The organism is Flavobacterium suaedae, assembly GCF_014642915.1.
Lineage (GTDB): Bacteria > Bacteroidota > Bacteroidia > Flavobacteriales > Flavobacteriaceae > Flavobacterium > Flavobacterium suaedae.
The window spans coordinates 86,710-104,388 of record NZ_BMJE01000007.1 but is presented as its reverse complement, the minus strand read 5'-3'; the positions used below and the strand labels follow the sequence as shown (position 1 = coordinate 104,388).

23 protein-coding genes are annotated in these 17,679 nt (G+C 37.7%); 14 read left to right on the top strand and 9 right to left on the bottom strand.

Going from position 1 to position 17,679, the window contains the following annotated elements:
* Nucleotides 1–57 precede the first annotated feature (57 nt).
* The 3 genes from IEW45_RS12945 to IEW45_RS12935 form a co-directional block, all read right to left on the bottom strand.
* Nucleotides 58–2,262, bottom strand: coding sequence for a patatin-like phospholipase family protein (locus IEW45_RS12945; protein ID WP_188621686.1), 2,205 nt, complete (start codon nucleotides 2,260–2,262; stop codon nucleotides 58–60).
* Entirely contained in the window at nucleotides 2,262–4,058 is a 1,797-nt protein-coding gene (uvrC, locus tag IEW45_RS12940) for an excinuclease ABC subunit UvrC (protein WP_188621685.1), read from the bottom strand. Before uvrC ends, IEW45_RS12945 begins: the two co-directional genes overlap by 1 nt.
* 212 nt (nucleotides 4,059–4,270) lie before the next feature.
* Nucleotides 4,271–5,674 carry a Fic family protein gene (locus tag IEW45_RS12935; RefSeq protein WP_188621684.1) on the bottom strand — a complete coding sequence of 468 codons (1,404 nt, stop codon included), beginning with the start codon at nucleotides 5,672–5,674 and terminating at the stop codon, nucleotides 4,271–4,273.
* A gap of 171 nt (nucleotides 5,675–5,845) precedes the next feature.
* Here IEW45_RS12935 and IEW45_RS12930 point away from each other — a divergent pair, with 171 nt between their 5' ends.
* Both IEW45_RS12930 and IEW45_RS12925 read left to right on the top strand, forming a co-directional pair.
* Nucleotides 5,846–6,811 carry a succinylglutamate desuccinylase/aspartoacylase family protein gene (locus tag IEW45_RS12930; RefSeq protein ID WP_229665950.1) on the top strand — a complete coding sequence of 322 codons (966 nt, stop codon included), beginning with the start codon at nucleotides 5,846–5,848 and terminating at the stop codon, nucleotides 6,809–6,811.
* A 133-nt stretch (nucleotides 6,812–6,944) separates the two neighbouring features.
* Nucleotides 6,945–7,520, top strand: coding sequence for a 5-formyltetrahydrofolate cyclo-ligase (locus IEW45_RS12925; protein ID WP_188621683.1), 576 nt, complete (start codon nucleotides 6,945–6,947; stop codon nucleotides 7,518–7,520).
* 63 nt (nucleotides 7,521–7,583) lie between these two features.
* Here the strand turns inward: IEW45_RS12925 and IEW45_RS12920 are convergent, their stop codons facing one another.
* From IEW45_RS12920 to IEW45_RS12895, 6 genes are all read right to left on the bottom strand, one after another.
* Nucleotides 7,584–8,273, bottom strand: a complete 690-nt coding sequence (locus IEW45_RS12920; RefSeq protein WP_188621682.1) for an SDR family NAD(P)-dependent oxidoreductase — start codon at nucleotides 8,271–8,273, stop codon at nucleotides 7,584–7,586.
* Between the two features lie 226 nt (nucleotides 8,274–8,499).
* Nucleotides 8,500–8,835: a TIGR03643 family protein gene (locus IEW45_RS12915; RefSeq protein ID WP_188621681.1), complete on the bottom strand. Its 336-nt coding sequence runs from the start codon at nucleotides 8,833–8,835 to the stop codon at nucleotides 8,500–8,502.
* Nucleotides 8,808–10,112: a DASH family cryptochrome gene (locus IEW45_RS12910; RefSeq protein ID WP_188621680.1), complete on the bottom strand. Its 1,305-nt coding sequence runs from the start codon at nucleotides 10,110–10,112 to the stop codon at nucleotides 8,808–8,810. The genes IEW45_RS12915 and IEW45_RS12910 overlap by 28 nt, the downstream gene beginning before the upstream one ends.
* Before the next feature lie 164 nt (nucleotides 10,113–10,276).
* Nucleotides 10,277–10,765: a hypothetical protein gene (locus tag IEW45_RS12905; protein WP_188621679.1), complete on the bottom strand. Its 489-nt coding sequence runs from the start codon at nucleotides 10,763–10,765 to the stop codon at nucleotides 10,277–10,279.
* 76 nt (nucleotides 10,766–10,841) lie between these two features.
* Entirely contained in the window at nucleotides 10,842–11,123 is a 282-nt protein-coding gene (locus IEW45_RS12900) for a hypothetical protein (protein ID WP_188621678.1), read from the bottom strand.
* 344 nt (nucleotides 11,124–11,467) lie between these two features.
* A complete protein-coding gene (locus IEW45_RS12895) occupies nucleotides 11,468–12,202 on the bottom strand; it encodes a helix-turn-helix domain-containing protein (RefSeq protein ID WP_188621677.1) in 735 nt (244 codons plus the stop codon).
* Between the two features lie 128 nt (nucleotides 12,203–12,330).
* Here IEW45_RS12895 and IEW45_RS12890 point away from each other — a divergent pair, with 128 nt between their 5' ends.
* From IEW45_RS12890 to IEW45_RS12835, 12 genes are all read left to right on the top strand, one after another.
* Entirely contained in the window at nucleotides 12,331–12,636 is a 306-nt protein-coding gene (locus IEW45_RS12890; protein ID WP_188621676.1) for a hypothetical protein, read from the top strand.
* A gap of 22 nt (nucleotides 12,637–12,658) precedes the next feature.
* A complete protein-coding gene (locus IEW45_RS12885; RefSeq protein WP_188621675.1) occupies nucleotides 12,659–12,910 on the top strand; it encodes a hypothetical protein in 252 nt (83 codons plus the stop codon).
* A gap of 71 nt (nucleotides 12,911–12,981) precedes the next feature.
* A complete protein-coding gene (locus IEW45_RS12880) occupies nucleotides 12,982–13,248 on the top strand; it encodes a DUF3127 domain-containing protein (RefSeq protein WP_188621674.1) in 267 nt (88 codons plus the stop codon).
* Nucleotides 13,249–13,262: 14 nt separating this feature from the next.
* Nucleotides 13,263–13,568, top strand: coding sequence for a hypothetical protein (locus IEW45_RS12875; RefSeq protein ID WP_188621673.1), 306 nt, complete (start codon nucleotides 13,263–13,265; stop codon nucleotides 13,566–13,568).
* 100 nt (nucleotides 13,569–13,668) lie between these two features.
* Entirely contained in the window at nucleotides 13,669–13,917 is a 249-nt protein-coding gene (locus IEW45_RS12870) for a hypothetical protein (protein ID WP_188621672.1), read from the top strand.
* A gap of 7 nt (nucleotides 13,918–13,924) precedes the next feature.
* The gene (locus IEW45_RS12865; protein ID WP_188621671.1) at nucleotides 13,925–14,791 is read left to right on the top strand and encodes a phage replication initiator YdaU family protein; all 867 of its coding nucleotides are present in this window, start codon (nucleotides 13,925–13,927) and stop codon (nucleotides 14,789–14,791) included.
* Between the two features lie 4 nt (nucleotides 14,792–14,795).
* Nucleotides 14,796–15,251: a hypothetical protein gene (locus tag IEW45_RS12860; protein ID WP_188621670.1), complete on the top strand. Its 456-nt coding sequence runs from the start codon at nucleotides 14,796–14,798 to the stop codon at nucleotides 15,249–15,251.
* Nucleotides 15,252–15,413: 162 nt separating this feature from the next.
* Entirely contained in the window at nucleotides 15,414–15,899 is a 486-nt protein-coding gene (locus IEW45_RS12855) for a Panacea domain-containing protein (RefSeq protein WP_188621669.1), read from the top strand.
* 36 nt (nucleotides 15,900–15,935) lie between these two features.
* Nucleotides 15,936–16,319, top strand: coding sequence for a hypothetical protein (locus IEW45_RS12850; protein WP_188621668.1), 384 nt, complete (start codon nucleotides 15,936–15,938; stop codon nucleotides 16,317–16,319).
* Nucleotides 16,320–16,346: 27 nt separating this feature from the next.
* Nucleotides 16,347–16,952 carry a hypothetical protein gene (locus IEW45_RS12845; protein ID WP_188621667.1) on the top strand — a complete coding sequence of 202 codons (606 nt, stop codon included), beginning with the start codon at nucleotides 16,347–16,349 and terminating at the stop codon, nucleotides 16,950–16,952.
* Nucleotides 16,953–17,044: 92 nt separating this feature from the next.
* Complete coding sequence (locus IEW45_RS12840) at nucleotides 17,045–17,182, top strand: hypothetical protein (protein ID WP_188621666.1); 138 nt, start codon at nucleotides 17,045–17,047, stop codon at nucleotides 17,180–17,182.
* Between the two features lie 4 nt (nucleotides 17,183–17,186).
* Entirely contained in the window at nucleotides 17,187–17,654 is a 468-nt protein-coding gene (locus IEW45_RS12835) for a hypothetical protein (protein WP_188621665.1), read from the top strand.
* Nucleotides 17,655–17,679 lie beyond the last annotated feature (25 nt).

Sequence of the window (17,679 nt, the reverse complement as noted above, 5' to 3'; positions counted from 1 at the left end):
AAGAAGAAAATAAAGCAACATAAGAACACCAATCAAAACCATTTATATCCGCAAGCACTAGAACCTGTAGCCAACGCTAAACCAGGTATAGTGCTTGTCTGTTTCAGGAGACCATGTATGCTTAATCTCAATAGGACCAATAATGGTTTCCATGCCATACCCAACAGCATATCCGCTAAATTGCGGTATCGATAGTATTTCCCCCTCTTCAAACAAATTATTACCTAAATTGGCATAATTTGCAGCAAAATTAATGTGGTTTTTTTTGTAAAACTCCCAGTCTAAAGTAGCAGCACCTTTCAGGTAACTGTTCCCCGATACGCTTAAAAAATCGTAACCGAAAAACGGACGTATATTATCTACAGGTTGGTAGCCGTAACCCCCCAGTATAAAATCAAAGAAACCTACCGTTTCCTCTCCTATAGAAAGTCCTGTTTCTGCCTCAAGCTCTACCGTTAAGTTATAGCCTAAGCTTACAGCCTTACCCGTTTGTGCTTTTAAAATACTAAAGCGGTCAAACATACCGGTATAATCACTTGAGTACAAATACCATTTTGCTTCCCCTGCAAAGTACCAACCTTCGTTAGGGTAATAGCGATTATCATATGAATCGAACTTAATATAACCGTAAGCAGACAAGTAATCACTGTCATCAAAAACATTGGCAGTACCTACAGTTTCCGATTTTATTTTAAGGCGTTTAAACTCGGCACCGCCACCCAGCATAAACTTTTGAGCAAATATGGTTTGCACATATGCTTGATGCGTTATATCTGTAAAATCAACATTTACCGCATTAATTGCCAAGCTTTCATCTATAAAATCGGCATTTATATTACGATTAAAACCATATAAGGAGGAACGAAGCCCATAGCTGATATAAAAACCGTTATCCATATAATAGTTAAATATATAACGGAAGTTATCGCCCAGTATAACATCTGCCGAGGCTACATCATTTCGCCAAAGCAGGTTTTTTTGGGTAACGTTTACCAGCACCCCGCTTTTGTAAAGCCCATCGTAATGCATACCGAATTTCAGGTAGCGGTTTATAGGGTTTTCCTTTAAATTGAGGTTTAAAACATCACCCTCATCTTCATAATCGCCTTCGGTAAAATTATAACTTATGGTAGTAAAGTTTTGGGTAGCATTAAGGTTGCTTATCCCCTTGTTAAACTTAGTGTACGATATTTTAGTACCCGGCTTAAAATTTAGCTTACCTATTACATAAGCCCTTGTATAATTATTAATACCATCAATATTTATAGCTTCAACCGTAATAGAATCAGCAACCTGAATAGCTTTTTTGTTTAAAGGCTCTCCTGTGCCCAGTGTTTTAAGTTGTTCTAAAATCATTCGTGCGGACTTCTCTCCTTCATCTATTATTTCCCTTCCTTCATCAAATGAAATAACCGTATATCCTGAAATATCAGGTTTTATATAAATATCGGTTGCCTTACGCTTGGCTTCCATTTTTTTAATCATCTGGTAGTTATTAATCTGTACCAGTATGCCCGTAGCTCCTTTTATATGGTCACGGTCTTTAAGTCCATCTTGTACATCTACCCCAATAATAATGTCGGCACCCATTTTTCTTACCTCTTCTACAGGGTAATTGTTGGTTACACCGCCATCTATAAGCAACCTGCCCTCAATTTCTACAGGGTAGTATAATGACGGGAATGCCCCACTGGCAAGTATAGCATCGGCAAGCACCCCATGATTAAGCACTATTTCCTCCCCTGTCTCCACATCAGTAGCAATACACACAAAAGGTATAGGCAGGCAACTGAAATCCCTTATATGACGCACATTATCCGTAAGGCGGTTTACGGTAGTATAGTTATACAACCCTTTGGATATAGCCGTAGGGATACCCAGCTTAAACCCCTTAAACGGGAGTGTAAGCGCATATAGCTCATCGTTACGTTTTTCGAAAAAACTCTTGGAACCTCTTGGAGTAAAATCCTGTATTAAGGCATCGGCATCCAGCGAGTTAAAAATAGAGTCTAACTCCTGTGCCGAATGTCCTGCGGCATACAAACCGCCCACTATAGCACCCATACTGGTACCGCCTATATAGTCTACTTCTATACCTGCTTCTTCCAGTACTTTAAGTACGCCTATATGGGCTAACCCTTTGGCGCCACCGCCACTAAGTACCAAACCTATTTTAGGTCTGTCCTCATCCTCCTCCTGCGCCTGAGCCGTTATTGTAGCAAAAAATAGTAAGCATAATAACAGGAGGATTTTAGTTTTCATCAGTTGGACTGTTTTTTATAGTAGTCTGTAATTTTTTTTGCTTTGGCAGGGCCTATTACTTTGGCAATATCTTCTTCGGTGGCTTCTTTTAATCGTTTAACCGATTTAAACTGTTTTAATAACGACACCATTGTTTTTTCGCCAATACCGGGTATTTCTTCTACCGATGTTTTTAAAGCACTTTTGCTGCGCTTATCGCGATGGTGTGTAATACCAAAACGGTGTGCCTCGTTACGCAGGTGTTGGATGACCTTCAGCGTCTCGGATTTCTTATCTAAATACAGCGGAACAGAGTCCCCCGGATAGAATATTTCTTCCAGCCTTTTTGCAATGCCTAAAATAGTAATTTTACCACGCAACCCCAAAACCTCAAGACTTTTTAACGCAGAAGATAATTGCCCCTTACCACCGTCAATAATAATAAGTTGCGGCAATGGCTCGCCTTCCTGCAATAGCCTGCGATAACGGCGGAAAACTACCTCTTCCATACTGGCAAAATCGTTAGGACCTTCTACTGTTTTTATATTGAAGTGGCGGTAATCTTTCTTACTCGGCTTACCATCTTTAAACACTACACATGCCGCAACAGGGTTTGTACCCTGAATATTACTGTTATCAAAACACTCTATATGGCGGGGTTCTTCGGGCAGGCGCAAGTCTTTTTTCATTTGCGCCATAATGCGCTTAGTGTGCCTTTCGGGGTCAACTATTTTTATTTGTTTTAGCTGATCCATCCTGTAAAAACGGGCATTGCGCACACTCAGGTCAAGTATTTGTTTTTTATCGCCCAGCTTGGGCACGGTAACTTGTATTTTTTCGCCTAAGTCAATCGGGTGATTCGCCAGTATTTGCTTTGCCTGTAAATTGAAACGCTCCCTGAGTTCCACCGCAGCAATTTGCAACAGTTCATCATCGGGCTCGTCCAGTTTCTTTTTAATTTCCATAGTGTGCGAGCGCACAATGGCACCATGCGACACTTGTATAAAGTTGACATACGCCATACTCTCGTCGCTAATAACACTAAACACATCTAGGTTATTAATGCGAGGGTTAAACACCGTACTGCGCGACTGATAATTTTCCAGCACCTCAATTTTTTCTTTTATCTGCTGAGCTTCCTCAAATTTCATATCGGCAGCCAGTTGCTGCATGTGGGTACGGAAGTCTTTTAAACTGTCTTTAAAGTTCCCTTTTAATATCTCACGAATAGCATCTACATGGCGTTGGTATTCGGATAAAGGTTCGTGCCCCTCGCAAGGTCCTTTGCAATTGCCAATATGATACTCCAAACATACCTTATACTTCCCTGAACGGATATTACCGGGGCTAAGGTCGTAATTACAGGTACGTAGCGGGTATAGCTCTTTTATAAGGTCGAGCAGGGTATTTACGGTTTTAAACGAGGTATAAGGACCAAAATACTCCGAACCGTCTTTTATTACATTTCGGGTAGCAAACACACGCGAAAAAGGTTCTCTTTTAATGCAAATCCAAGGGTAACTTTTGTCGTCCTTAAGCAGTACGTTGTAGCGGGGTTGCAGGTTTTTAATCAGATTGTTTTCCAGTAGCAGGGCTTCGCTTTCGGTAGGCACGACAATGTGTTTTATACGGGCTATTTTACGTACCATTACCCGTATGCGCCCTGAGTCATTCACCTTATTAAAATACGATGCCACCCTCTTTTTAAGGTTCTTGGCTTTCCCTACATAGAGCAGTTTATCATCTTTATCGAAATACTGATATACCCCCGGGCTGTCCGGCAGGGTTTGTACCTGAAGTTCCAACGGCGTTTGCATAGTGCAAAGTTAGTATTAAAGTCCTAAAGTTTGTAAAGTCCTAAAGTTGAAAGTTTATAAAGTTTTTGTTAGTTGTTAGGCAAAAGGTATTGGTTGCGGGTTAAAGGTTACAGGTTAAGGGTTGCGGGTTTCTACAAACTGTGACTGCGACTGCAAACTTTATAGGGTTAAGGGTTACGTCATTGCGAGGAGGTACGACGTGGCAATCTTTTTTAGTTTTTTCTACTTAGAGTTTCTTCTAAAGATTTATTATGTTGATTAATCACAAATTTAATTATCTCATCAATCTCACTATCATTTAAGTTTTCATAAAATTTGGTATAAAACTCTCGGTTATCATGTAAGTGAACAGAGTAATTATATTGCTTAAAATCAAAAACAATATCAGAAAAAAAACTAAAACCGTGTAACTTTTGTTTATTTATTGAACGATAACTAACATGTAATCTTATTTCTCTTTTTTGCTCTGTAAAAAAGAGAGGGCATTGATTTAAATAATAGGAGTAAGAAACATCATCTATAATGAAAAAAATATTTTTCTCTAAATAGTGCTTTTCAAAAGGCTGTAATTTAAGTTGAAGCCTCTCTGCTAATTTTAGAATAGTATTTTGATAAATATCGTTTATTGTTTCAAGTGATTTCTCCTTTTCAATTTGATCTCCATAACCTGCCAATCGTTTCTCTAATAATGCTATCTGCTTATCAATATCATCAGGCTCTTCAATGCTTTCGCCTTTAGCTCCAGCAATCATTATTTCCAAAGAATGCACAAGGTTTTGTGCTATATAATCAACAAAAGCCTGTAAATTACCCGTGTCTGCAAGTCGTAAAACTCTATAGTAGTTTTCTTTATCTTCCGTTTTTACAATTACTGGTGGGTAACCAAACTTCATTAAAATAAAGTTCATCAGTATACGTGCTGTACGCCCGTTACCGTCATCAAAAGGGTGTATTAATATAAACCTGTAATGAAATTCTGCTGCTAAAAGTATAGAAGTTACCTCATCCTGAGCAATTTTATCGTTATACCACTGCATAAGGTCACTCATTTTTGCAGGAGTGTCCTCCGGCGTAGCAAAATAAAATATTTCACCTGTTTTAGTTTCCACATGGTTTGGGCTGCTTTTATAGCTCCCCACATTTATTTTTTTCTTCGTGGGTTTTCCATCAGGGGTAATGGCATCTACCTCATAAGGCTCTTTAAGCAATAAAGTATGTAATTCCCTTATAAAATTTTCTGTAAGCGGTCTGTCTCCCTTAACCATGTCCAGCACCCAGTTAATAGCTTCGTTATGCCCTGTAACTTCAAAATGGTCTTTTAATGGTTTACCCTGTGCTGTAACACCATGCAAAAGCAATGCTTTGGTTTCGCCATAGGTAAGCGAATTTCCTTCAAGGTTATTAGAATGGTAATTCCAATCCAGTCGGAATTTTTGCATTATTCTATCTTCCTGAATCTTATCAATCGGACGTAATGCATCTAACTCTTCCTTTAATTGCCTTGCTTTAAGAATATCTTCCATAGTATTACAATATTCCTGTAAATATACATAAAACTGCAAAAGATTGCCACGCTCCGTTGCACTGCGCTCGCAATGACGCGTAACTCGTAACACGAAACTATATAAAGTTTCCAGTTGCAGTCACAGTTTACTGAAACACGTAACTTTTAACCCGTAACACAAAACTTAAAACCCGCAACACTAAACTGTAAACTATATACTGCGACTGAGAACTAAAAAACACGAAATACCCTATCTTTACACAGTTAACGCAACTGTAAATTTATGTCGTACAAAAAGGTAACCGTACTGGGCGAAACCATTTATCCCGGCGAGAGCATAACCCTAAATATGGAAATTGCACGCCTGCACACCATGACAAGGCTTAAAGTGCCAATTATTATAGAACGCTCTAAATACGATGGTCCTGTAGTATTACTCACAGCCGGTTTGCACGGCGATGAAATAAACGGAACCGAGATTGTACGCCAAATTATAGTGCGTAAAATAAATAAACCGAAGCGCGGTACTATCATTTGTATACCCGTTATAAACATTTTCGGGTTTGTAAATAAAAGCCGAGAGTTCCCCGATGGGCGTGACCTCAACAGGATGTTCCCTGGTAGTGCAAGGGGTTCGCTTGCTTCGCGTTTTGCATGGCACTTAATTAAAGAGGTAATGCCAAGTGTTGACTATTGTATTGACTTCCACGCTGGGGGTGCAAGCCGATTTAATGCAGCACAAATCCGCATAGTACCCAACAATCCCGAACTTAAAGAACTTTCGGATGTGTTTAACGCACCGTTTACGCTGTACTCTAAAAACATTGCAGGGTCTTTCCGTAATGCTTGTGGTAAACTTGGCGTTAAAATACTTTTATTTGAAGGTGGAAAATCAATGGATATTGATAAAGACATCACTCAGGAAGGGGTACGCGGCACAAAACGCTTTTTAGAACATTTAGATATGCTTAACCCGAAAAAAGAAGTAAAACCTGCCGATAAACCAAGCGTTTATATAGAACGCTCGGGTTGGGTTAGGGCGAATTACTCAGGGCTGTTTCAGAATCATACTCCCGTAGGCAAACTGGTAGAAAAAGGCGAGCCTATCGCCACAATAACCGACCCTTTCGGTAAGTTTGAACACTTGGTTAAAGCACCTAACGCGGGGTATATTATTAACAGTAACGATGCTTCTATAGTGTACCAGGGCGATGCTATTTTCCATATCTCGCAAAAGTTGGCGGAATAAAATTTAGTCGCAGTTAACAGTCACTGTAAATAGTTAAAGTAAACAGTTTTCAGTTTCAACATGCAGTACAACTGAAAACTGAGACTGAGACTGAAAACTACCTAAACTATAAACTAAACACTACCTTTGCAGCATGACTAAAAAAGAATTGCGCACTAAGTACCGTAAACTACGCCAAGACATGAGTATTGAGGAGGTAGAGGAGAAAAGCCTTATTATTGCCAATAACCTGCTTAAGCTGCCTATTTGGGATAAAACCTACTACCATTTATTTTTAAGTATAGAAGAACAAAAAGAAGTGCATACCGATTTTATTCTACAAATATTAGCGGGTAAGGATAAGGAAACGGTGATAGCAAGGTCAGATTTTGAGACGTACAGCATGACGCATTACCTGCTTACGGATAACACGCGCATTATGAAAAACCAATACGGTATTCCCGAACCTATTGACGGACTGGAAGTACCTACCGAAAAGCTGGATGTGGTTTTTGTACCCATGCTGGCTTTTGATATTTACGGCAACCGAACGGGGTATGGTAAGGGTTTTTACGACCGATTTTTAGCCAAATGCCGAAAAGATGTTATTAAAATAGGGCTTAGCTTTTTTGATGCCGAACCAAAAACTATCCCTAACGACCCTACGGATATTCAACTGGATTTATGTGTAACACCTAATAAAACCTATCAGTTTTCAGGACAGCGATAAACCTGTAAAACCCTCAGATTACCAATATACCAATTAGGTTAAAGTATACTGTTTTCAGTCGTATTACAGCGGCTTTAATACATTCATTCCGCCATCTACCGCCAGTACCTGACCTGTTACCCAGCTTGCCTTATCACTCAGTAAAAATGTTATGGACTGCGCTAAGTCATCAGGTGTACCAATTTTCTTCATAGGGTTTCGGGTTTTGGCTGCTTCAGCTTTATCATCTGAGCCCAGTAAACGCCCTGCCAATGGCGTATCAGTAAGCGATGGTGCTACACAATTCACTCTTACTTTAGGCGCAAGCTCCGCAGCAAGCGAACGGGTTAACCCCTCTACCGCAGCTTTCGCCATAGCTATTGATGCATGAAAAGGCATTCCTGTTGTTACCGCAACCGTACTTATAAACACTATAGCAGGGTTTTCGGCTTGTTTTAGGTTATTTAGGTAGGCTTGCGCAAAGCTTGCTGCACCCAGTGCATTTACCTGATAGTCTTTTGTAAAATCTTCTTCTTTTATTCTGTTAAACGGCTTTAGGTTTATAGTCCCGGGAAAGTACACCAAGCCGTCTATAGTAGTTTCAATTTCAGGGAAGTTGCCCGAGGTGTAGCTCTCTATAGTATGCCATTCGGTATAGTTACCGTTATCCTCTTTTGTAGATAGTCCTATTACGCTGTGCCCTTGTTCCTGTAGTATTTTGGCAGCCTGCACCGCCATAGCCGACGATGCTCCTGCAAATATATAAGTAGCCATAATTATATAAGTATTTGGTTACTATAAATTTACTACTTATAATAAGGTTAAACCACTGAACGATTCTTAAAAATTAGTTATTAAACGGGTACTGGTTGTGGGTTGCAAGTTTCGGGTTGTGGGTAACCCTATAGTTTTCAGTCGCAGTCACAGTTTTTGGTAACACGCAACTCGTAACCCGTAACTTTATAAACTTTATGACTTTAAAAACTTTATGACTATAAAACTAAGCCCTTTTAGATATTTTATTGTTGGAAATAGCGCGTTGCCTGCTGCATTTAAAACGCCCGATGTTTTCGTTACGTTTTTTAGCGTGTTTGGTTTTGCAGTTCTCCACGCGTTTGCGCCAAAGCCTGTAGCTGCGCGGCTTTAGTTCGCGCTTCATTAAGGCTTTTACTTTATCTTCGGTAAGCCCGAACTGATAGGTAATAGCATCAAACGGAGTGCGGTCTTCCCACGCCATTTCAATTATTCTGTCAAGTTCCCTTTCGGTAAATGTTTCGTGTTCCTTTTCAGGGATTACTCTGTTTTCTGTTACTGTTTTACTTCCTCCTTCAACCATAAATCTCTGTATTCATTTTTCGGGTCATAATCATCAGCTTGCTTCTGTGGGTTAAAGTGCCTGTTTTCGCGCGGGTCGTTCCCTACCCCTGCTACATACGCCCAGTTGCCCCAGTTGCTGGAAGCATCATAATCTATAAGCGTTTCTTCAAAATAGGCAGCTCCGTAACGCCAGTCTACATGCAGGTCGTGGCACAGGTAGCTGGCTACGTTTTGCCTGCCCCGGTTACTCATAAATCCGGTTAATTTTAGTTCGCGCATGTTGGCGTCTATAAAATTCTGACCGGTTTTGCCATTTACCCATTTTTGGAGTGCTTCGGCGTTATGGGTTTGGTCTTCGGGTGCTTGTTTTTTTATGCCTTGTTTTAAAAATAGCTTTTCGCGGTGCTTTTTCATCATAAAACGGAAGTAATCGCGCCAAAGTAGTTCAAATATCATCCAGTAGGTGCTTTTGTTTGCACCGTATTCGGCTTCATATTTTTTTATTTCGTGGTATACTTCTCTTGGCGAAAGGCAGCCCATTGCCAGCCATGCGGAAAATTTTGAGGAGTAATTTTTACCCACCATTCCATTACGGGTTTCTTTGTAGTTTTCTATGGCTCGGGTTTCAAAAATATATTCTTTCAGTCTTTTTAAGCCTTCGGTTTCTCCGCCTTTAAAATCCATTACCGCTCTGCTGTCGGGTTCAGGGTTTTCCAGCCCCAGTGCTTCAAGGGTAGGTAATTCCATATCAGGAATTATGGGCGATGGTATGGTTTCGGGCTTATTAAATACAGGGCGTATGCCTGCTTCTTTTTCTATTTTTTTGCGAAAGGTGGTAAATACATCTGGTATTCCTCTTAGCGGGAATGGTAAGTCTTCGGCATGGTATAGGGTGCTGGTACTAAAGGTTTCTACCAGGCAGCCTTGCTTCCATAGTGCAGCAACTACTCTTTCTTCTTCCTTCTTCTCGTCGGTAGTTACTTCTTTTTTTGCGTATACATTTTTGGCATTATACAGGCGTGCCACACGGGGTAGTTCTTCTTCGGGTTTTCCTTGTACTACTACCAAGCCGGAGCGATATTCCCTTAGTTGGGTATCGAGGTCTTTTAACGATTCTAACAGAAATTTTGCTCTGTATTTTCCTGTTTTTTTAAACCCGAATTTTGTTTCTGTAAACTCATTTGGGTTTATGCAGTATACCGGTATTACACTGCTGCTATGTTGTATTGCTTTTATAAGCGCTTCGTTATCGTGCAGCCTCAAATCTGTTTTAAACCAAACAATTGAAACGGGCATGTAAAGTGTTTTTGAGTATTATTTAAATGTATTCTAAATAAAGATTATAGCAAATATACTACAAAAATCAACCTTGTAAAATTTATTTAAACGTTTTATAAAGTGTTTAATGCATAAAATAAAAGCCACCTGTTAGGTGGCTTTTTATATTTATATAATATGTGCTATTTTGTAGCGTGGTTATATATACAGCTAAAAATACTTTGCACTTCTTCCGGGTTAACAACATTACTCTCCATTACATAAAGTTGAATTTTAGATGTTTTATTATCCAGCAACATTTTTATTTCATCTTCCGTTAGCGGTACAAAAGCTTTATATTCATACTGTGCTTTTTTATTAACTTCAATTTTTATTTCTACATCCGGCTTATTAATAACCTCTCCGTTTTCCATAATAATTTTAGCACCCTTCTTTTTTACCATCGGTGTATCACCTCCGGTATATTTTAACGATGCGTAATAATTCATTTTATCACTACCTACAGTGGTTCCTACTATAAAAGCAATATTATCAATAAAAGCAATATAACGTATTTCTCCGTTTGCTTTTTTAAAGTAGGTTACTTTTCCTTCACAAAGCTTTTCTTCAAAATTTTGTGCACTAACAATTGTTGCAAATAACATTGCAAAAATCAGAGTAATTTTTTTCATTTTAGTTTTAGGATGTTTTGGGTTTATAATTGTGAGCTACAATTATAGGAAAAGTAGTGTAAAATAAAAGTTAAGGTTATTTTATTTTACTAAACTCTTCAGTACACTTTTTGGCGTATTGTTTAGCAACCGTTAACACCCTTTTTCGGGCAGCGGAATCACTTTCCAATTGATTTGTTTTAATAAAATTTGCGGCAAGTGCTTCATACTCTTTTTGCAAATCGTTGATGAATGTTTCCAGGTTTGACCCCCCGGCAGAAAGGTAAACACCATCTTTAAAACGCTTCAAAAACTCCTGCTGTACTCTTCCGCATGCTTTTTCGAGATCTTGTTCAAACTTATCGTACCCCATCATCATAAAATAACTCTATAGTATATTTTTAGTATTAGTAGGAAGCAAAATAAATGAAATATGAAAGAACTAATTTTATAAAATTTAACGTAAAATTAGTAAAGTTATTCACACAACGTTTTAAATGTAAGAATATACTTTATTTCACATATTTTACTTAAAGCATAACACCTTTTAAATTCTTATATACTTGAGGGCTCCATATAATTTTATATAAAAGCCATGGTTATAATTCTACAATTATAAAACCAAAACATATACGAAATATATTCCTAAACAGTTTTAAACAGCATATTTTATGCCAATTGAAATAGTAAAACTCCATAGGACAATAGTTAAGCGATTGCTTTTTAATAACTAATTTTTTTACTTACCGGGCGGTTTACATCTATAACATAAAAAAGTGCCTGCACATCATTAAGGTGCAGTTTAAAATCAGTAAATTCCGGGCTGTCATTTAAAGAATGACACAGTATATACCCTTCTTCAGTATTATGCTCTATTATTTCTTTTATTAAAGGCATTTTACTTTCTGTAGTATATATTACCCAATACGGAAAATCCCTGTAACGTAATTTATCTACCCAATGGTGTCGCTGCAACTCGCGTGTACTTACAATACTGTTACGGGTTATTGCCTGGCTGGTACCGTCGTCCATACTATCGCCATTTACACGAAAGGCAACATAACGTCCTTGCAAAGGTTTATCTACAAGTATACCATGCTGACTCATATCCATTAAATAATCCGCATCTTGGTAATTACCTAAAAAACCTGCCTGAACTTTAAATTCAGCCAAAGGCATCAGCATATAATACTCACCATTTGGTAATTCTATAAACTGGTTACCATTTTTATTTTCAAAAGCATCAGGATAAGGTTTTACCACCTCATGAGATACTCTTTGGTTAAAAATGTTTTTTGATTCTAACACTTTATGTAATATTTCACTTTTAGACTTAGGTATAGGTCTTCCTTTCTCGTAGTTTATTATTGTTTCCCTACTCGCACCTATCAAATCTGCAAGCTGCTTCTGAGTCAGCCCTAACTTTTCGCGACCTTGCTTTATAGCTAAACCATTCATAACGTTATATTTAATTAACTGTAGAACGCCAAAAAACAACCAGTGTTGAAAATTTAACGCATTTTAATTTTGAAATGTTGAATATTACACTTAATTTTGCTTCGTATTCAGAACAAAGGTACTAATAAATGTGTAATAAACAACAAATAAAACAGAAAATTACAGAGTTAGAGGAAATAAAATTCACATATACTCGTTTTATTAATGATTTAGACACCCAAAGATGTGTTGAAAATACCACATGGGCTGAAGAAAATAAGAAAATTATAAAAAAAATATTACAAAGATTATATAGTAATCTTTATGAGGATAGTACAGATAATGCTTTAAAGTTTAATAAAACACCTAAAAAACTGAAGCATTACAGTAACAGCTATGAAGTTAGTGCAATATTACACTTTAATAATGATAAACGATTTTATATAACTGAATAAGTTTTCCATATCAACTAAATAAATGAACAAAGCATATGAAAAATTACACGAAATAAATGAGCGTATAAATGCTTGCAAAAAAGAGATAAAGGAGGTAAAGCAATTACCCTTTTACACTATATTTCATCAGGAGGCACAACAACAAAAGGACCTCGCTACACTACACGACCTGCTCAACAACCTGTTGCAGCAAAAGCTGGAAACACTCGAAGCTTTAAAACTTTACGCTAATAACGAACAGTTATCAATTACTGCACAATTGCAGCACAGTTAGGCACTATTAAACAAAGCGCCACATCAATACTTCAATTATTCAATTTATTAAATCTTTAAACCTTCCTTATCATGAAAATTACAGGAAACATTGAAAGCATTGAGTACCGCAACACTGCAGGACACGAAAAAAAAGTAGTAACCATTTTACCGGGATACAGGCAAAAAGCATTTGTTGAATTTAGAGGCAAACGTATGGCTGAGCTTGATAACCTTAAAGAAAACGACGAAATTGAAGTAACCGTTACGCTGGAAGGTAAAATATCTAAAAACAGCGGCATACAGTATAACAATCTTGTAGCCCAGTCCCTTGAATTAAAAAACCAATACGCCAACTAAAAAAACACATTAAAATGGAAACTAAAACAGAAAACAGAGAAGTAAAAAACGCAGTAGATAACGCTGAAAACAAGCAACAAGAATATACCGAGAAAATACTGGGCCAACTGCAAAACCTTTTTGAAGAAGAAACCGAAAACGGCATCGATTTAAAAGAGCTACAGGATAACAGCAACGCTTCTGATTTTTTTCATGCGTTGGCAAATCTTGCTCCTGCTGTAGTGTATAACAAACTAACGCAAAAAAGCGTGGGCAGTTTGGACTTTAACCAAATAGCCAACAGGCTGTGCTTCCAGAATGCTAAGTTAAAAACTGACTAACAACCAGCTAAGTACAACTAAACACAAACCAACCCTTATACAATAATATCCCTCCAATACTATTGTAAACCCATCAATATTTCAACCTAAAATTATTAACATGCAATTTAAAATTAAAGGAATCGTAACCGCAGTAGGAGAAGTAAAAACAACCAAACTGGGCACAGCAGTACAACAATTACATTTTGAACAAGAAACCGGCAGGGTAATATACCCAAGCGCACTAGGCACTAAAATAGACCTACTGGGCGATTTACTACCGGGAGATGTAGCAGAACTGGAGTTCCACATATCAGGCTCTAAAGGCACGTATAACAACGTAATTATAGACAACCTTGTAAGGGTATAACCATTTTATGAAAGACCCCGCATTCCTGTTTTATGCCAAAGATTTTTATGAGGCAACCCGTACCATGCTCCCCGAAGAACGCGCGTGTTACGTAGACCTCATGATTTACCAGCACCAAAACGGCGGGTATATACCAAATGACTTAAAAAGGGTACTCATGTACTGTTCCGGCATAAGCATGGATACCCTTACCACCACCCTTAAAGCTAAGTTTAAGCTAAGCGACAAGGGTTGGTACAACCAAAAGTTACAACAGGTAATGGAAGAGCGTGCCAGCTTTAGCCAGAAACAATCGGTAAACGGAAAGGTGGGGCAGTTTTTTAAAGCCGCAGCCAAAAAATTAACCGTCCGGGAGCTTAAAAAACTAAAAGCCACCATAAGCAGCCTATCCATTAACAATCAGGAACTTTACCAAAACTGGATAACACAATATACCTGCCCTAAAACAATGCTTGCAGCATTGCTTAAGCATTTAGAAAATGTAAATGCAGATGAAATTAAAAATAGAAATATAACTAAAAATGAAAATACAGCTACTACCAACCAAAGCACGGCAGCACAAATAACGCTGCCCTACCCTAACCCTGAGTTTTCTGCTTTGTGGCAGGCTTGGAAAGACTATCGCCATACTAAACACAGTTTCAGCTACCGTTCCGAACAAAGCGAACAGGCAGCACTTACCCAGCTAAACAATTTAGCCGAAGGCGACCAGGCCACAGCCGCAAACATCATCCGCCAGAGTATGAGCAATGGCTGGAAAGGATTTTTTGAACTGAAAAACAATGACGGGAAAAAACACCCAAATTCAAAAAGCAGAGCACAGTATAGCGACAATTTCAGGCGAAAAATTGCTGAAGGTTTACAGTCCGGTTAACTGCATGAAGCATGCCAACAAACTGGCTACCGTTACACAGGCAATGAATGCCCCCGCCCCCACACTGGGCACCATTCAGCGGGATAAAAACTATGCCTTTGCACATGCGCTAACTATGGGGTGGCTGGTATACCTGAACGATATACTAAACCTGAACAAACCCATGACGGAAGACCAGATTGAACTGTGCGCACAGGAAATTAACAATACGTACTACAGCCTTAAAATGAGCGACCTTACCTATTTGTTCAAAAAAATAATATCAGGGCAATACGGCGAGTTTTACGAAAGCCTAACCATAGCCAAAGTACTCTCGTTCTTCCGCAGTTATTTTGAAGAACGCTGCGAAATCGCAGAAGAAGAAAGCCATCGCCACCATGCCGACTTTAGCAGTAACGAGGAGTTTAACTACTCCCAAAACCTAAAGCGAATATGGCAGGGCAAAAGCACTAAAAGTTAGTGGTAAAACACCACAAAAAGCTCTTTGAAATATTGAAACACAACAACTGATAATCAAAAACATAAAACCATATACATGGTATAATTATTGTAAATTTATAAATAGTATTTTTAATTAAAAATTTGGTATTTTTGTGGTACCAACTAAAAAACAGCTAGTTAAATGCAAAGCCCTATGTATAATCCGGTAACCATAGCAAACTACTTTATTAAAAAGCATCAGGAAGATGAAAAGCTAACCCCAATGAAGTTAATAAAACTAACTTACATTGCATACGGGTGGTACCTGGCTATAAGCAAAGGCGACGCATTAGTAAGCGAAGAACCGGAGGCTTGGGATTTAGGTCCTGTTATGCCTACGCTATACCACACGCTAAAAAAATATGGCGGCAATAAAGTTATAGAACCTATAAGTTACACTAGGGCAAACGCTGATATGATTACCGATATAGACGCTAAATTCCTGGATATGATTTGGGATAAGTACGGCGACTATTCAGGTATAGAGCTAAGCGCCATTACACACACTAAAGGTTCCCCTTGGGAAGATACTTACCCGAAAGGGCACAACCTTAAAATACCTAAAGACCTTATACAAAAGCATTACGAAGCTAAAATGAACGAAGAAGTGCTGGACAACGCTTCCTAGAGTATAGCAGTAATATTCACGAAATGTTTTTGACAGATGAGCAATAATAACGACGCTATACAACAAGGTCTTGAAAAGTTTCAGAAAATTTCCCAAAAAAACAGTACGGAAAAACCCTTTGACGAAGACGACTTAACCAAAGCCGAATTTCAGGAAAAAACCTTGGAAGAAAAGCAACAGGAAGCTGAACTGCAACGCTATCAGGATGATTCCCGCCACCGCAAAAATCTGGTAAAGTGGGCAACCATACTAATAAACATTTGGCTCGCATGCGTTATTTTAATCCTCATAGCAACAGGAATGCCACTGCTGGAACTTTCGGATACGGTTATGGTAACGCTGTTAGGCACCACCACCCTTAACGTATTGGGGTTAATGATAATCGTACTCAACGATATTTTTAAGGGGAGAGGGAAGTAGTTCCTCTTTATATAATGCTTTCATAATATGGAAAAACAAAGATTAGCTGATGGTTTAAAAAATCATCTTAATAAAAATTATGAAAGTATTGCTCCTTACTACAAAAAGAAACCTATTATCTTAGAAGAATTAATTCTTCTTACGTTTGAAATTAATCGGTGTTTATTAGTAGGAGCCAATATGGCTACCATTACTTTAACCAATTATCTGTTAGAAAATTTACTCAAAATAGCTTTAATGAAAGATGAACAAAAAATTTTACCTATTGAAGCTCCTTGGGGTGAGAATCTTGAAAAATTAGATGATAAATATACTTCTTGGGCATTAGAAAAAACAATAAATGCTTGTTGTGCTAGGTCATTAATTTCGAAAGAACAGAAAAAACAACTGCTTAACTTTAAAGAAAAATACAGAAATGGATTCTCTCACAGTTCAAGAAGATTAATTTTAAAAGATTTCGAATCACCTCATAAACCAAATGATATACGAACTTTATTAAGAAAAAGTTCTGAAAATCAAGCACTAGAAGTTTTTATGTTTTCTAAAGAAAATGCGTTATCATATTATGATTATGTTTTTCATTTGATATTTGATATTGAGAAAAATTTGACAGATAAGCATTCACTCTTATAATTGATATTTCCTAACCTCAACTAAATAAAAAGCACTAGCTGCATTGTTAAATAACATTTCATTTATAAAAAATACTTTATATTTGCACTGTAATGAAAACCAATACACTACATATAAAAAAACCTTCTGAGGGTTTATTAAAAATTGCTCGTAAGCTGCAAGCCGACAAAGAGGCTACAAAAGAAGAGTTACGCAAGCAGGCACATTTATTTTTCCCTGAGAAAAAATAAATAAATGGTTGATAAGATTATTCCGCTTAGCACCAAAGAAGGTCATCAATATCTTATAAAGTTAGAGTCATTTCAGCCCAATATACTACCGGAAGATATAACTGTTCCTGTAATAAACATTACCATTGAACTTGTTAACGAAGTTGTCGAAATTAATAATATAAGAACCCTGCTTCAAATAGCATCTGAAATAAATCGTTTTGCAGATGACAAAGAAGTAATATTGTACTGTTATTGCGATAAAGGAGTTATACAAAAGCGCAAAGGAAAAGAGCATATTAGCAATCAACAATTTAGAAGTATGCTTTTTACCAAAATGTTCGAAAAGCAAAATCAGGAGAAGTATATCAATGAAAAAATAATAATTAAAGACGTCAATCAAGGCGACCATTATATTCATTTATTTGCAAAAGTTCAAAACAAACCTACTGTAGAGGTTATTGCACAAAAATTAGAGGAATTCAACAAATAACCAAATATTTCCCAAATTCAACTAA

Bases quoted from the DNA above. Each gene is read 5' to 3' on its own strand.
- uvrC (WP_188621685.1), bottom strand. From the start codon at position 4,058: ATGCAAACGCCGTTGGAACTTCAGGTACAAACCCTGCCGGACAGCCCG.
- IEW45_RS12945 (WP_188621686.1), bottom strand. From the start codon at position 2,262: ATGAAAACTAAAATCCTCCTGTTATTATGCTTACTATTTTTTGCTACA.
- IEW45_RS12865 (WP_188621671.1), top strand. From the start codon at position 13,925: ATGAAAGACCCCGCATTCCTGTTTTATGCCAAAGATTTTTATGAGGCA.
- IEW45_RS12905 (WP_188621679.1), bottom strand. From the start codon at position 10,765: ATGAAAAAAATTACTCTGATTTTTGCAATGTTATTTGCAACAATTGTT.
- IEW45_RS12925 (WP_188621683.1), top strand. From the start codon at position 6,945: ATGACTAAAAAAGAATTGCGCACTAAGTACCGTAAACTACGCCAAGAC.
- IEW45_RS12880 (WP_188621674.1), top strand. From the start codon at position 12,982: ATGAAAATTACAGGAAACATTGAAAGCATTGAGTACCGCAACACTGCA.
- IEW45_RS12890 (WP_188621676.1), top strand. From the start codon at position 12,331: ATGTGTAATAAACAACAAATAAAACAGAAAATTACAGAGTTAGAGGAA.
- IEW45_RS12875 (WP_188621673.1), top strand. From the start codon at position 13,263: ATGGAAACTAAAACAGAAAACAGAGAAGTAAAAAACGCAGTAGATAAC.
- IEW45_RS12915 (WP_188621681.1), bottom strand. From the start codon at position 8,835: ATGGTTGAAGGAGGAAGTAAAACAGTAACAGAAAACAGAGTAATCCCT.
- IEW45_RS12910 (WP_188621680.1), bottom strand. From the start codon at position 10,112: ATGCCCGTTTCAATTGTTTGGTTTAAAACAGATTTGAGGCTGCACGAT.
- IEW45_RS12835 (WP_188621665.1), top strand. From the start codon at position 17,187: ATGGTTGATAAGATTATTCCGCTTAGCACCAAAGAAGGTCATCAATAT.
- IEW45_RS12850 (WP_188621668.1), top strand. From the start codon at position 15,936: ATGAGCAATAATAACGACGCTATACAACAAGGTCTTGAAAAGTTTCAG.
- IEW45_RS12895 (WP_188621677.1), bottom strand. From the start codon at position 12,202: ATGAATGGTTTAGCTATAAAGCAAGGTCGCGAAAAGTTAGGGCTGACT.
- IEW45_RS12855 (WP_188621669.1), top strand. From the start codon at position 15,414: ATGCAAAGCCCTATGTATAATCCGGTAACCATAGCAAACTACTTTATT.
- IEW45_RS12870 (WP_188621672.1), top strand. From the start codon at position 13,669: ATGCAATTTAAAATTAAAGGAATCGTAACCGCAGTAGGAGAAGTAAAA.
- IEW45_RS12920 (WP_188621682.1), bottom strand. From the start codon at position 8,273: ATGGCTACTTATATATTTGCAGGAGCATCGTCGGCTATGGCGGTGCAG.
- IEW45_RS12885 (WP_188621675.1), top strand. From the start codon at position 12,659: ATGAACAAAGCATATGAAAAATTACACGAAATAAATGAGCGTATAAAT.
- IEW45_RS12860 (WP_188621670.1), top strand. From the start codon at position 14,796: ATGAAGCATGCCAACAAACTGGCTACCGTTACACAGGCAATGAATGCC.
- IEW45_RS12900 (WP_188621678.1), bottom strand. From the start codon at position 11,123: ATGATGATGGGGTACGATAAGTTTGAACAAGATCTCGAAAAAGCATGC.
- IEW45_RS12930 (WP_229665950.1), top strand. From the start codon at position 5,846: ATGTCGTACAAAAAGGTAACCGTACTGGGCGAAACCATTTATCCCGGC.
- IEW45_RS12840 (WP_188621666.1), top strand. From the start codon at position 17,045: ATGAAAACCAATACACTACATATAAAAAAACCTTCTGAGGGTTTATTA.
- IEW45_RS12845 (WP_188621667.1), top strand. From the start codon at position 16,347: ATGGAAAAACAAAGATTAGCTGATGGTTTAAAAAATCATCTTAATAAA.